The sequence below is a fragment of the Acidimicrobiales bacterium genome (genome assembly GCA_022452145.1).
Classification (GTDB): domain Bacteria; phylum Actinomycetota; class Acidimicrobiia; order Acidimicrobiales; family MedAcidi-G1; genus UBA9410.
Window position 1 is genome coordinate 39460 of the sequence record JAKURY010000005.1, and the last position, 14062, is coordinate 53521.

12 protein-coding genes, 1 pseudogene and 1 riboswitch are annotated in these 14062 nt (G+C 69.0%); of the genes and pseudogenes, 12 read left to right on the forward strand and 1 reads right to left on the reverse strand.

What is annotated here, in order from left to right:
- Window positions 1–91 precede the first annotated feature (91 nt).
- The 10 genes and pseudogenes from nusA to ribH all read left to right on the forward strand — a co-directional run bounded on the left by nusA (window position 92) and on the right by ribH (window position 10337).
- Window positions 92–1216: a transcription termination factor NusA gene (gene nusA, locus MK177_02890; protein ID MCH2426264.1), complete on the forward strand. Its 1125-nt coding sequence runs from the start codon at window positions 92–94 to the stop codon at window positions 1214–1216.
- Between the two features lie 519 nt (window positions 1217–1735).
- Window positions 1736–1753, forward strand: a pseudogene (locus tag MK177_02895) (hypothetical protein).
- 915 nt (window positions 1754–2668) lie between these two features.
- Window positions 2669–4492 (forward strand): translation initiation factor IF-2, encoded by a 1824-nt coding sequence (infB, locus tag MK177_02900; GenBank protein ID MCH2426265.1) that lies wholly within the window; start codon window positions 2669–2671, stop codon window positions 4490–4492.
- 9 nt (window positions 4493–4501) lie between these two features.
- Complete coding sequence (rbfA, locus tag MK177_02905) at window positions 4502–4894, forward strand: 30S ribosome-binding factor RbfA (protein ID MCH2426266.1); 393 nt, start codon at window positions 4502–4504, stop codon at window positions 4892–4894.
- 1 nt (window position 4895) lies between these two features.
- A complete protein-coding gene (truB, locus tag MK177_02910; GenBank protein ID MCH2426267.1) occupies window positions 4896–5798 on the forward strand; it encodes a tRNA pseudouridine(55) synthase TruB in 903 nt (300 codons plus the stop codon).
- A 110-nt stretch (window positions 5799–5908) separates the two neighbouring features.
- Entirely contained in the window at window positions 5909–6874 is a 966-nt protein-coding gene (locus tag MK177_02915) for a bifunctional riboflavin kinase/FAD synthetase (protein MCH2426268.1), read from the forward strand.
- Between the two features lie 15 nt (window positions 6875–6889).
- The gene (locus MK177_02920) at window positions 6890–7624 is read left to right on the forward strand and encodes a TSUP family transporter (protein MCH2426269.1); all 735 of its coding nucleotides are present in this window, start codon (window positions 6890–6892) and stop codon (window positions 7622–7624) included.
- A 101-nt stretch (window positions 7625–7725) separates the two neighbouring features.
- Window positions 7726–7882: riboswitch (FMN riboswitch) on the forward strand.
- A gap of 69 nt (window positions 7883–7951) precedes the next feature.
- Complete coding sequence (locus MK177_02925) at window positions 7952–8626, forward strand: riboflavin synthase (protein MCH2426270.1); 675 nt, start codon at window positions 7952–7954, stop codon at window positions 8624–8626.
- Window positions 8626–9870 (forward strand): bifunctional 3,4-dihydroxy-2-butanone-4-phosphate synthase/GTP cyclohydrolase II, encoded by a 1245-nt coding sequence (locus MK177_02930; protein ID MCH2426271.1) that lies wholly within the window; start codon window positions 8626–8628, stop codon window positions 9868–9870. Before MK177_02925 ends, MK177_02930 begins: the two co-directional genes overlap by 1 nt.
- Window positions 9867–10337, forward strand: coding sequence for a 6,7-dimethyl-8-ribityllumazine synthase (ribH, locus tag MK177_02935; protein ID MCH2426272.1), 471 nt, complete (start codon window positions 9867–9869; stop codon window positions 10335–10337). Before MK177_02930 ends, ribH begins: the two co-directional genes overlap by 4 nt.
- A 38-nt stretch (window positions 10338–10375) precedes the next feature.
- On the opposite strand, the gene MK177_02940 is transcribed toward ribH, so the two are convergent.
- Window positions 10376–10777 (reverse strand): VOC family protein, encoded by a 402-nt coding sequence (locus MK177_02940; GenBank protein MCH2426273.1) that lies wholly within the window; start codon window positions 10775–10777, stop codon window positions 10376–10378.
- 250 nt (window positions 10778–11027) lie between these two features.
- Between MK177_02940 and rpsO the strand changes: the two genes are divergently transcribed.
- Window positions 11028–11297, forward strand: a complete 270-nt coding sequence (gene rpsO / locus MK177_02945) for a 30S ribosomal protein S15 (protein MCH2426274.1) — start codon at window positions 11028–11030, stop codon at window positions 11295–11297.
- 183 nt (window positions 11298–11480) lie between these two features.
- Window positions 11481–13976 carry a polyribonucleotide nucleotidyltransferase gene (locus MK177_02950; GenBank protein ID MCH2426275.1) on the forward strand — a complete coding sequence of 832 codons (2496 nt, stop codon included), beginning with the start codon at window positions 11481–11483 and terminating at the stop codon, window positions 13974–13976.
- Window positions 13977–14062 lie beyond the last annotated feature (86 nt).

Genomic DNA, 14062 nt, shown 5'->3' on the forward strand with positions numbered 1-14062 from the left:
GCACCGTCTTCGTGTGGACCCCCGAGCCCAAGTCAGTACGCAAGGGGAAGGATCGGGGTGGCGTTGACGCCCCGGGAAGGAAGGTCGGGTCATGAATCCCGAGATGATGGAGGCCCTCGAGGCCCTGGCGGTCGACCGGGGGGTCTCCGTGGACCTCCTGTTCGCCGCACTCGCCGATGCGTTGGAGTCGGCCTACAAGCGCACGCCCGGAGCCCACGAGTTCTCGTGGGTGACCATCGATCCAGACACCATGGAGATCCGAGTGCTGGCCCAGGACCTCGACGAGGAGGGGGAGCCGGTCGGCGAGGAGTTCGACGTCACCCCGGAGAACTTCGGCCGGATCGCGGCCCAGACCGCCCGCCAGGTGATGACCCAGCGGATCCGTGAGGCCGAGCGGGACCTCAAGTACGAGGAGTACGCGGGCAGGGAGGGCGACATCGTCACAGGCATGATCCAGCAGACCGATGCCAGGTACACCCTGCTGGACCTGGGGCGGGTCGAGGCCCTGCTTCCCCAGGCTGAGCAGGTGCCGTTCGAGCGGCCCGAGGCGAACGCCAGGATGAAGGCCTACATCGTCGAGGTCCGCAAGACGGCAAAGGGTCCGCAGATCGTGGTCAGCCGGACCCATCCAGGCCTCATCAAGCGCCTGTTCGAGCTCGAGGTGCCGGAGATCGCCGACGGCGTCGTGGAGATCAGGGCCTGTGCCCGCGAGCCAGGCCACCGCACCAAGATCGCTGTGTGGTCCAACGACCCCAATGTGGACCCGGTCGGTGCCTGTGTGGGTGCCCGGGGCGCCCGTGTGAGGATGGTCGTCAACGAGCTGCGGGGTGAGAAGATCGACATCGTCCCGTTCTCCGAGGATTCTGCCGACTTCGTGATGAAGGGCCTGTCGCCGGCCAAGGTGAAGGAGGTCCTCATCGACGAGGAGACCGGCACTGCCACGGTGATCGTGCCCGACTACCAGCTCTCTCTGGCCATAGGCAAGGAGGGCCAGAATGCCCGACTGGCCGCCCGGATGACCGGATGGCGGGTCGACATCAAGAGCGAGACCCAGGTCGCCCAGGAGGCGGCATACGCCGACGTCGAGTGGGCCGAGGGTGAGTGGATCGTCAACGACGAGACAGGCGAACAGGTCTGGCAGCCCGCCGAGGGCGGTCCTGCCGTCTCCGCCGGCCAGTGGACCGAGGCGGCCACCGAGGGTGGGGAAGAGGAGTAGGGCGACCGCGGGCGGTCCGGTCTCCCTGCCCGGTCTCTTCACGGTCCTACTGTGGGAACTGCTCCCGAGCGGACGTGCATCGCGTGTCGGACGGCCGGCCCGGTCTCCGGTCTGGTACGGCTGGCATGGCCGATGGGAGTCGGTGTGCCCGTCGTGGGCCGGACGGAGCCCGGTCGCGGCGCCTGGGTCCACCTGTCCGGACCCTGTGTCGCCGGCCTGCGCTCCGCCGACCTGGCTCGGGCGTTTCGCCGGACGGTGTCCGCAGACCAGCTCGACGCTGCTGTCGCCGCCTGCCGGGCGGCTGCCGTCCGGGCTGGTTTCGACGGGTGATCGGAGCCCCCAACCGATAGCGTCAGACAGCGGTTCAGTCAGTGCCGGACGGTCTGACGAGCCCCGTCGAACCGGGGATCGAACCTTGAACGAGCAGAATTCAATTAGCAAGAACCCCACTAGCAACAGGACGTCGTAACCACCGTGCCAAAGAACATCCGCGTCTACGAGTTGGCGCGAGAACTGGGGATGACTAACGGCGAGGTACTCGACCTCTGCGCCTCCATGGGAATCGGTGTGAAGAGCCATTCCTCCGGCATGGTGGAGGCTCAGGCCGATCGGGCACGTCGCAAGGCTGATCGTGAGGGCCTGAGGCGCGAGGTGCAGCCCGAGGAGGTCAAGGCCAAGCCAGCCAAGGCCAAGCCAGCCAAGGCCAAGCCGTCCGATGAGCCGACGCCCGAGCCGACGCAGGCGTCCGAACCGGAGCCGGTGTCCGAGCAGGAGCCAGAGCCGACGGTCGACCAGGAGCCGGAACCGGAGCCGACGCCCGCACCTGAACCGACGCCCGCCCCTGAGCCGACCCCCGAGCCCGAGACCTCAGTCCCGAAGCGCGTTATCTCCTCGAGCGGCTCCTCGGCGCCCCCGAGGAGGGTCGTTGAGCCCGAGCCTGTAGTCGCCCAGCCGAGCTTCGAGCCGGTACCCCATGACGATGGTCCGTCGGTACCGGACCTGGCGGCCAGGGTCATCGACCCCGAGGCGTCGCGGCTTCCGCCTCCCGGTGCCACGCCCCCGTTGTCCGCTTCCGGCAAGCCGATTCCGCCACCCCCCGGCCCGCCCGTGTCGTCGTCCGGCAAGCCGATCCCCCCGCCCCCCGGCATGGGTGGTCGCCGTACCCCGCCGCCGACTGGCCCCCCACCGGGTCGCCGTACCGGCCCGCCGCCCGTGGGCCGTCGTCCACCGATGGGTGGAGGGCCGCGCGAGTCCGTACCCGGTGCCGGTGGCGCACGCCCGGGTGGTGGTCCCGGCGGTGGTCCCGGTGGTGGTCCCGGCGGCCGACCGGGTGGTGGTCCCGGGGGTCGACCGGGTGGTGGTCCCGGGGGTCGACCAGGTGGTGGTCCCGGCGGTCGTCGCCCACCTCGTCGAAGGGGGCGACGGCGCCGCAGCCGCGAAGAACTCCAGCCGATGGACGTTCACGCCTATACCCCCGATGACGCGTCGGTGCCCGAGGGCGAGGTGGTGGTGGATCGTGCCTCCACCGCCCAGGACCTCGGCCCCAAGCTGAACCGCACGGCCGCCGACGTCGTCCGCTTCCTGATGCAGCAGGGTGAGATGGTGACGGCCACGCAGTCGCTGTCAGACGACATGATCGAGTTGTTCGCCGCCGAACTGGGCGCCGAGATCCGCATGGTGGATCCGGGCGAGGAGCAGGAGGTCGAGATCCTCAAGTTGCTCGACGTCGTCGACGACCTCGACGACGACGATGCACCGCTCCGCCCACCGATCGTCACCGTGATGGGCCACGTCGACCACGGCAAGACCAAGCTGCTCGACCAGATCCGCAGCGCCAACGTCGTGGACGACGAGGCAGGTGGCATCACCCAGCACATCGGCGCCTACCAGGCCGAACACGGTGGTCGGAGCCTCACCTTCATCGACACTCCCGGCCACGAAGCCTTCACCGCCATGCGGGCGCGCGGTGCCGAATCGACGGACATCGTCGTCCTGGTGGTGGCCGCCGACGACGGGGTCATGCCCCAGACGGTCGAGGCACTCGACCACGCAAGGGCGGCCGGCGTTCCGATCATCGTTGCGTTGAACAAGATCGACCGTGAGAACGCCGACCCCCAGAAGGTGCTGGGCCAGTTGGCCGAGCATGACCTGGTACCGGAATCCTGGGGTGGCGACACCGTCGTCGTCGAGGTATCAGCCCTGCAGAACCTGGGTGTAGACGACCTCCTGGACAACCTGAACGTGGTGGCAGAGATCGAGGACCTCCGGGCCGATCCGAACGGTCGGTCGCAGGGCGTGGTGCTGGAGTCGTTCCTGGACGTCGGTCGCGGCCCCGTGGCCACGGTGCTCGTCCAGCGCGGCACGCTGAAGGTCGGCGATCCGCTGGTGGCCGGCGCCGCCTGGGGTCGGGTGAGGGCCCTGGTCGACGCCAACGGCGAGCAGGTCAGGTCGGCCGGCCCGTCCATGCCGGTGCAGGTTCTCGGCCTCTCCGACGTGGCCGATGCGGGAGAGGGCTTCGTCGTCGCCCCGAACGAGAAGGTCGCCGGCCGGGTGGCCGACAAGCGGGGCCACTGGCGCCGTCAGGTCAACATCGGGCGGGATGCGCACGCCCTGTCGGGTGGCGCCCGCTTGGAGGACATCTTCACGCAGATCCAGAAGGGCGAGACGGCGACGCTGAACCTGATCGTCAAGGCCGACGTGAACGGTTCACTGGAGGCGGTCACAGAGAGCCTCCGAAAGTTGGAGCGCGAGGACGTCAAGCTGGCGTTCGTACACCGGGCCGTCGGCCGGATAACCGAGAACGACATCCAGCTGGCCGCCACGTCGAACGCCACCATCATCGGCTTCAACGTCCGTCCGGAGCGCAAGGCCCGCGAGATGGCCGACGTGGAGAAGGTCGAGATCCGCTCCTACGAGATCATCTACAAGCTGATCGAGGACATCGAGGCGGCCATGCTCGGCATGCTCGCCCCGGAGTTCGAGGAGGTCGTGACCGGCGACGCCGAGGTACGGGAGATCTTCTCGGTGCCCCGGATCGGCAAGATCGCCGGCTGCTACGTCACCAACGGAACCGTCACCCGCGGTTCCAAGGTCCGCTTCCTCCGCGAGGGAGCGATCATCTGGAAGGGCGAGGTCCGCTCGCTCCGACGTTTCAAGGAGGACGTGCGGGAGGTCCAGTCGGGATTCGAGTGCGGCATAGGCCTCTCTGACTATCAGGACCTCAAGGAAGGCGACGTCATCGAGACGTTCGAGGAGCGGGAGATTCCCCGCACCTAGGGGCAGGCCATGGGACGGGGAGCACCGCAGGGTCGCCGACCTGCCGGCGGTGCCCGCGGCTACGACCGGGCCGACCGGCTGAACGAACTGCTGGTCCGGATCCTGGCCGAGGAGGTCGAGCGGATCGACGATGACCGCCTCGGCTTCCTGACCGTGACTGCCGTCGAGACCGACCGTGACCTGAGCATGGCTCGGGTGTTCGTGACGTCCGACATCGACGACGATGACGAACTCCTGGAGGCCCTCCTCGAGCTCAGGCCCCGCCTACACCGTGCCATCGGCGACCAGGCCCGCCTCCGTCGGGTCCCGCCGCTGGACTTCGTGGTCGACGACACGGTCCGTTCCGCTGACCGCATAGAGGAGATCCTCCGCGGGCTGGCACCCTCCGACGAGGAGGAATGACGTGGCCAACCGTCCGCCCGGCCCCGTCGGTCCCGACGGGATCGCGGTCATCGACAAGGCCGCCGAGTGGACCAGCCACGACGTGGTGGCCAAGGCCCGAGGGGTGTTGGGAACCCGCAAGGTCGGCCATTCGGGGACGCTCGACCCCGATGCCACCGGCGTGCTGGTGCTCGGGGTGGGTCGTGCCACCCGCCTCCTGCGGTTCCTGACGCTCCTCCCGAAGCAGTACGTCGGGCAGGTGGTGCTGGGTAGCGAGACCACCACGCTCGACGCCTCTGGTGAGGTAACCGCTGTCCATGACATGTCGGCGGTAACACCGGGCCGCGTGGCCCTGGCCGCCCGGCGGTTCGTCGGCGACATCGAACAGGTGCCGCCCATGGTCTCCGCGGTGAAGGTGGACGGCCGACGCCTCTACGAGATCGCTCGGGAGGGCGGCGAGGTGGAACGCAGGGCCAGACCGGTATCGGTGGCCCGTTTCGACGTCACGCCTGCCGACGAGCCGGGCGTGTTCGACGCCGTGGTGGAGTGCTCATCCGGGACCTACGTGCGTACCCTGGCAGCCGACCTGGGTGTGGCCCTCGGCGGTGGCGCCCACCTCCGGAACCTCCGACGCACGGCTGTCGGGTCGTTCACCCTGGCCGATGCGCATTCGGTCGAATCACCGGTCCTCCTGCCGCTGTCCGAGGCCCTGCGGGACCTCTCCAGCGTCCGGGTAGACGAGGCCACGGCGGCCGACATCTCCTTCGGTCGACCGCTGGCGCTGTACCGCCTTGGACTCGACGCCGATGCGGGAGGAGATGGTCCGTGGCCGGTCCACGGGCCCGACGGCACCCTGCTGGCCGTGTACGAGCCGCACGAGGGTGGGGCCAGGCCGGTGATGGTGCTGGCCGCCGCAGGTTCCTGACCTGCTGGACATGACGGCTGGACGTGACAGCAGGGGGCGTCGTCCCCGATGGAATGTGCCGGTTGGCCGGTTGACGGGGCTACCGGCGGCCTCTCGCTAGCCTCACCCGCGTGGAGATCCGTCGGGAACTGAGCCAGCATGACCCGTCCTCGCCGCGTACCGCCCTGACCATCGGCGCCTATGACGGCGTGCACACCGGCCACCGGCAGGTCATATCAGAGGTCTGCCGGCTGGCCGTCGAACGGGGCCTCACCTCGGCCGTCCTCACCTTCGACCGTCACCCGGCCAGCGTGGTGCGTCCCGGTTCGGCCCCGCTGCTGCTCACCGACACCGACCAGAAGCTGGAAGAACTGGCCACCACCGGCGTGGACCTGACCATGGTGCTGCCGTTCGACGCGGAGCGGGCGACCGAGTCGGCAGAGTCGTTCATCCGCGAGGTGCTGGTAGGCGGACTGGGTGTCGCCCTGGTCGTGGTGGGGGAGGACTTCCACTTCGGCCACCAGCGCCTGGGCAACGTGGCGTTGCTTCGGGACCTGGGCGTCGAGCTGGGCTTCGAGGTGATGGGCCTGGGGTTGGTCGGCCTCGACGGCAGGCCGGCCCGGGACCACGAACAGGTCTCGTCCACGTTCATCCGTCGGGCCCTGGCACGCGGTGACCTGAAGCGGGCGAACGCCATGCTGGGGCGGCCATACGAGGTACGGGGGGTGGTCTTCGCCGGCGACCGGAGAGGCCGGGAAATGGGCTTTCCGACCGCCAACGTACGGATCGATCCCTCGATCCTGCTACCGGAGGACGCTGTCTACGCCGGCTGGTACGAGCGACCCGACGGAGCGGTCCATGCCGCGGCCATCTCGCTGGGGACGCGGCCACAGTTCTACGAGGATGGCGCCGTGGTGCTGGAGGCCCACCTGCTCGAAGTCGGAGGGCCCGACGACGGGGGCCCGGACCTGTACGACGAGGCGGCACGGGTGCGCTTCGTCCGTCGCCTGCGGGGCCAGTCCCGCTTCGACGACCTCGACGCCCTGGTGGCCCAGCTCCACCGTGACGTGGCGGACACCAGGGCTGCCCTGGGCTGACGCGGGATCGACACCGTGGACCTGCCCGACGTGCTGCTGCTGGTCGGTGGCGGCCTGCTAGCTGGGTCGGTCAACACGATGGCAGGCGGCGGTTCGATGCTGACCGTGCCCCTGCTGGTCCTGGCCGGCCTTCCCGGCGACGTGGCCAACGGCTCGAACCGGGTCGGCATCCTGGCCTCCAACCTGAGCGCCTCGGCGACCTTCCGGCGTCTCGGCGTGTCGGGGCTGTCGAGGGTCCTGCCCGTAGTGATTCCGGTGGTCGTCGGTTCGCTCACCGGCTCGATCCTCATCTCCCGGCTGCCCGCCGAGTCCTTCGAGCGGGCATTCGGCGTGCTGATGGTGCCGCTGCTCGTCCTGTCCCTGCGACCACCGAAGGTTGCCGCGGCTGTCCGACCGTGGTCCGGCACGACCGCGGCCCTCGTCTTCTTCGGGGTGGGCTGCTACGCCGGGGCCTTCCAGGCCGGGGTCGGCCTGCTGCTGGTGCTGACCCTGTCGCGGTCCGGCCTGGACCTCGTGGTGGCCAACAGCGTCAAGGTGGTGGTCATCCTGATGGTGACCCTCACCGCCCTTCCGGTGTTCATCGTCGGCGGGCTGGTGGACTGGGGTCCGGCCCTGGTCCTGGCAGCAGGCTTTGGAGTCGGTGGCGCCATGGGCGCACGGGTGACCGTAGAGGGCGGCGAGCGGCTGATCCGGCCGGTCATGTCGGCCGCCGTGCTGGCCATGTCGGGACACCTGCTGGGCCTGTACTGAGCGCCCGTACCGGGTTGTACCTGGGCGCCGAGTGCCCATATCGGGCGCCTGGCGCCGGCTGGATGCCACGGCACTGGGCGCGGATACGCTTGGGCCACAACAACAGTCCTCGGGGTTGGGTGAAAGTCCCGACCGGCGGTGAGTCGGAGTGATCCGATGAGCCCGCGAACCCCGGATGGTCGCCGTGAGGCATCGTCCGGGGCCGACCAGGTGGGAATCCTGGGCCGACGGTCAGAGTCCGGATGGGAGAGGACGTCGGAAGCGGTGATGGTGCCGCGGCCACCGGACCCTCGGTCGGGCGGTCGTGAGCGGTCATCGTGTCCCGTCGTGTCCCGTCGACTCCATGCCCCGGGGTTGGACATCTGGGAGAGCACGGGGCACATGTTCACGGGAATCGTCGAGGAACTCGGCACCATCCGTTCTGTCGACGAGGTCGGCGGCGGCCGACGCCTCGTCGTGGATGCGGCGACCGTGCTCGACGATGTCACCCTCGGCGCCTCCATCGCCGTGAACGGCTGCTGCCTCACCGTCGTGGAGTGGGGGGACGCCTGGTTTGGGGTGGACGCGGTTCCGGAAACCCTCGAACGCACCACGCTGGGCGCCATGGCGCCCGGTGAGGCCGTCAACCTCGAACGCCCCCTGGCCGCCGACGGCCGGTTCGGTGGCCATGTCGTCCAGGGACACGTGGACACGGTCACCGAGGTGGTCGCAGTCGAGGCCCTGTCCGACGGGTCCCGTCGACTCACATTCCGCCTACCCGACGAGCTCGCCGGCCAGGTCATCGAGAAGGGTTCGATAACCCTGGACGGGACGAGCCTGACCGTTGCGGCCGTCACCCGGGACACGTTCGACGTGGCGCTGATCCCCCACACGCTCGATGTCACGACCTTCGGGGATCGCCGGACCGGCGACCTGGTGAACGTCGAGGCCGACGTCCTCGCCAGGTACGTCGCCGGCCTCCTGGCCGCCGGCCGCATTGCCACCACAGACGGGAGCGGTTGATGCCGTTGTCCACCATCGAAGACGCCATCGAGGCCTATGCCCGGGGCGAGTTCCTGGTCGTGGTCGACGACGAGGACCGGGAGAACGAAGGCGACCTGATCATCGCGGCCGATGCCATGACGCCGGAGAAGATGGCGTTCATGATCCGCCACACCAGCGGCGTGATCTGCGCCCCGATGTCCGACCAGCGGGCCGATGCCCTGGACCTGCCGCTAATGGTGGTCGACAACACCGAGTCGATGAGGACGGCGTTCACCGTCTCGGTGGACCTGGCGGCGGGCACGTCGACAGGTATCTCGGCCTCCGACCGGTCGGCCACCGTGGTCGCCCTGGCCGACCCAGCACGCCTGCGCACCGAGTTCGCCCGGCCGGGCCATATCTTCCCTCTACGGGCCCGGACCGGTGGTGTGCTGAAGCGGGCCGGCCACACCGAGGCGGCCGTGGACCTGTGTGCCCTGGCAGATCGGCCGCCGGTCGGGGTGCTGTGCGAGATCGTGAACGACGACGGGACCATGGCCCGACTGCCGGATCTCGAGGTGTTCGCCGCCGAACACGAACTGCACCTCGTCACCATCGCCGACCTCATCCGCCACCGCCGCCGACACGAGAAGCTGGTGGAGCACTTCGGCTCGGCACGCATCCCGACGAGGTACGGCGAGTTCACAGCCCACGCCTACGTGTCGCTCCTCGACGAGGACGAGCACGTGGCCTACGTGCTCGGCGATCTGGCCTCGGTGGATGCCCCGCTGGTGCGGGTCCACTCCGAGTGCCTGACCGGTGACCTGCTGGGCTCGTTGCGCTGCGACTGCGGGTCGCAGCTCGATGCCGCTCTGGCCCGGATCGGTGCCGAGGGCGTCGGGGTCATCGCCTACCTGCGGGGCCACGAGGGGCGCGGAATCGGCATCGGCCACAAGTTGAGGGCCTACGGGCTCCAGGACGAGGGGCTGGACACCGTCGACGCGAACCTCCAGCAGGGCCTGCCGGTGGACTCCAGGGAGTACGGCGTGGGTGCCCAGATGCTCTCCGACCTGGGGATCACCCACATGCGGCTCATGACCAACAACCCGGCCAAGTACGGAGGCCTCGAGGGCTACGGGCTGGTCATCACCGACCGGGTCGCGCTGGACATCACCCCCAATCCGGAGAACGTCAGGTACCTGGAGACCAAGCGGGAGCGGCTCGGCCACATGCTGCCTTCCGAGGAGGCGGCAGGCGGGGTCGCCGGCGAGGGAAGCGCCTCGTGAACGTGATCGACGCGCCGCTGGACGGATCCGGGCTCCACATCGGCGTCGTGGCGGGCCGCTTCAACGACTTCGTGTCGACCAGCCTCGTGGCCGGTACCCGGGCCAGGCTCACCGCCCTGGGCGTGGCCGACGACGACATCCACCTGGCATGGGTGGCCGGTGCCTTCGAGGTTCCCCTTGCCGCCCGGGCGATGGCCGAATCAGGTCGCTACGACGCCGTCGTCTGCCTGGGGGCGGTGATCCGGGGCGAGACCCCGCACTTCGACTTCGTGGCCGGTGAGGCTGCTGCCGGGATCATGCGGGCTGGCCATGACACCGGTGTGCCCGTGGTGTTCGGGGTGCTGACCACCGACACCGTGGAGCAGGCCATGGAGCGGGCCGACGTGGACCGGGGCGACAAGGGCGCCGACTGTGCCGACGCGGCGGTCGAGATGGCCCGCCTGCTGGGGGCCATCGGCGGAGGCTGAACGGTTCCGGACCACCTGGCAGGCTCGGCCTGCAAGGCCTACAGGCCCTGACCGTAGGAGAACTCGACCACGTTGCCGTCGGGATCCGTGAGGGCGCACAGGTAGCCCACCGGAGGCGGGTGACGCTCTGGTTCCCAGTGCAGGCAACCCGAGGAACGCCCCACCTCGGCTGCAGCGTCCACCTCGGCAGGGTCGTCCACGTCGAATCCCAGGTGGGCGAATGGCGACAGCGTGGTCTGTGGCTCGCCCGATGCCCTGGCCTCGAATGACTGCACGACCACAAGGCCGACCGAGGTGTCGTCCTCGGCCAGCCACGCTACCTCGGCATCCAGGTCGGACCGGCGGTGGAAGGCCCGCATCGGCGTGTGGGCCTCGTACCAGTCGATCGTGGCGTCGAGATCCCGGCAGGGGAGGGCCAGGTGGGTGAATCTGGCGGCCATGGCGCCACACTACGGCGGTCCGACGGCCCCGATCCGGTGGCCTCCGCGGCGGACCCTGTGGCGGTCTCCACGACGGCTGCTTGCGGGTGGCCCCCCGGGGTGGCCCCGAACCGGTCCGCTGGTACCCTTCCACTCCGAGGACGACCCGACCGGGGTCGTTCAGGGTCGGGATCGAAGACCTCCGGCCCTCCGTATGGCTTCCGGTGGCGCATCGCGCACCACGAGGCTGGGTCCGATACCCGAGGTTCCGATGCCGACCAACCTGCCCCCCAAGGGCGACACCATCGAGTCCAACCGGCTGCACGAGAGTGACACCGGTTCTCCCGAGGTGCAGATCGCACTCCTGAGCGACCGCATCACCCACCTCACCGACCACCTGAAGGTTCACAAGAAGGACCATCACAGTCGGCGGGGTCTGTTGATGCTGGTGGGTCGCCGCCGGCGGATGCTCGATTACGTCAAGAAGAACGACGTCGAGCGCTACCGGGCGGTCATCGCCAAGTTGGGGCTGCGTAGATAGGTCGTATCAGACACCGGGCGGCTGGAGGGCCGTCCGTGTCGCGTCGGGGACCGGACCAACGGGACCGACAACCAGATCGATGAGTGGGGATGGGCGACACGCGTCCGCATCCCCGACATGCCGCAGATCGCGGCCGTCGAACCGTCCGGAGTTGTTCCGGGCGGGCTACGAGAAGAGAGAAGCATGACTGAAGCAACCACGGTTTCCTGCACATTCAGCGGGACCGACAAGACAATGTCGTTCGAGACGGGCCGCATGGCCGGTCTCGCCGGCGGAGCCGTCCTGGCCCAGATCGGCCGTTCCACGGTCCTGGTGACCGCCACCGGCGCGAAGTCCCCCCGACCGGGTGCGGACTTCTTCCCGCTCACGGTCGACATCGAGGAGCGGATGTACGCCGCCGGCAAGATCCCCGGCTCGTTCTTCCGTCGTGAAGGTAGGGCGCCGGAATCGGCGGTCCTGACCTGTCGCCTCATCGATCGCCCGCTGCGGCCGATGTTCCCGCAGGGCTTCCGCAACGAGGTCCACATCGTGGGCACCGTCCTTGGTGCCGACATGGAGAACCCCCACGACGTGCTGGCCCTGAACGGCGCCTCGGCGGCCCTGATGCTGTCAGGCATCCCGTTCGACGGCCCGGTCGGTGCGGTGCGCATCGCCTGGACCGCGGCCGGCGAGTGGATTCCGCATCCCACCTACGAGGAGGGCAGCGAGTCGGCCTTCGAGATGGTCGTGGCCGGCCGCCTGCTGGACGACGGCGACGTCGCTGTGATGATGGTCGAGGCTGGCGGCACCGAGGCCACCTGCGACGTCTACGAGGCCGGTGCCCCGATGGTCGACGAGGCCGTCCTGGCCGATGGCCTGGAGTTCTCCAAGCAGTTCATCCGCGAGGTCATCGAGCTCCAGAAGGAGCTCGTGGCCGCCGTGGGTGCGCCGGAGATCATGGCCTACGAGGTCACGAGCGACTACACCCCCGAGGTGCTCGCTGCGGTCGAGGCCGCCGGTGCCGAGCGCATCGCCGAGACCCAGACCATTGCCGACAAGGCCGAGCGGAGTGCCGCCGAATCGGCACTCAAGGCCGAGCTCCTCGACGAGTTGCTTCCGCAGTTCGCCGACGTGGACAATGCCGATCGCCACATCGCCGGTGCCATCCGTGCGGTCACCAAGGAGGCCGTGCGGACCCGCATAGTCACCGAGGGCGTCCGCATCGACGGGCGTGGCACGGGCGACCTGAGGCCTGTGTCGTCGGAGGTGGCGGTCGTCTCTACGGCGCACGGCTCCGGCCTGTTCCAGCGGGGTGAGACCCAGGTGCTGAACTTCACCACCCTGGGTACCGGTCGCATGGACCAGATGATCGACGGCATCGACCCGGTCAGCCGCAAGCGGTTCATGCACCACTACAACTTCCCGCCCTTCTCGACCGGTGAGACAGGCTTCATGCGGGGTCCGAAGCGTCGTGAAATCGGCCACGGTGCGCTCGCAGAGCGGGCCCTGTTCCCGATCATCCCGAGCTTCGAGGAGTTCCCCTACACCCTGCGCCTGGTGTCGGAGGTCCTTGCGTCCAACGGCTCGAGCTCCATGGGTTCGGTGTGCTCCTCCAGCCTCTCGATGATGGACGCCGGTGTGCCGATCAAGGCTCCGGTGGCCGGCATCGCCATGGGCCTCATCTACAAGGACGGCGAGTACGTCACCCTCACCGACATCCTCGGTGTGGAGGACGCCTTCGGCGACATGGACTTCAAGGTGGCCGGTACGGCGGAGTTCGTCACCGCACTCCAGTTGGACACCAAGATCGACGGCATTCCCGCCGACGTCCTGGCCAACGCCCTGAACCAGGCCAAGGAAGCCCGACTGGCGATCCTCGGGGTCATGGCCGAGGCGATTCCCGGCCCGCGTGACGACGTCGGCGAGAACGCCCCGAAGATCGAGGCGTTCGAGATCCCGGTGGAGAAGATCGGTGAGGTCATCGGCCCGAAGGGCAAGATGATCAACACCATCCAGGCCGAGACCGGAGCCGACATCAGCGTCGACGACGACGGCATGGTCGGCATCGTGTCGATCGCCTCGCCGGACCGCGACAAGGTGGCCGAGGCCAAGCGCCAGATCATGCTGATCGTGGATCCGCCCACCGCCGAGGTGGGCGCGGTGTACGAGGGCCGGGTGGTGAACATCACCAAGTTCGGCGCCTTCGTCAGCATCCTCCCCGGCCGCGACGGTCTGGTGCACATTTCGAAGCTGGGTGGCGGCAAGCGCATCGACCGGGTCGAGGATGTCCTTGAGCTGGGCCAGCCGCTGCAGGTCATCGTCGAGGATGTAGACCCGAACGGCAAGATCTCGTTGAAGCCGGCCGGCGACGCTCCCTCCAAGTCGGCGCCTGCTGCTTCTGACGAGGATGATGCTCCGGCTGCTTCTGACGAGGTTGGCCATGACGCCCCGGTGGCTGGCTTCGACGTCGCCGACGACGCTGACGAGGTTCCGGCCGATTCTGAGGAGGACGCCCTGGTGGCCGACTCCGACGACGCCGACAAGGCCCCGACTTCGGACAGCGGCCCCATCGAGGCGCGCTTTGAGGAGGCCTTCAAGGCCGAACTCGAGACGGTGCACGGAGACCTTGGTCATGCCGTGTCTGCCAACCGCGGTGGCGGTGGCGGTGGCGGCGGTGGCCGTCGTCGGCGGGGTCGCTGAGCGCTTCCGCTGATCGGGGCCGCCCGCGCGGCGACCGGAGGGCCACCGAGACGGTGGTCGAGTTGAGCCTGCCCGAACACGGGCTG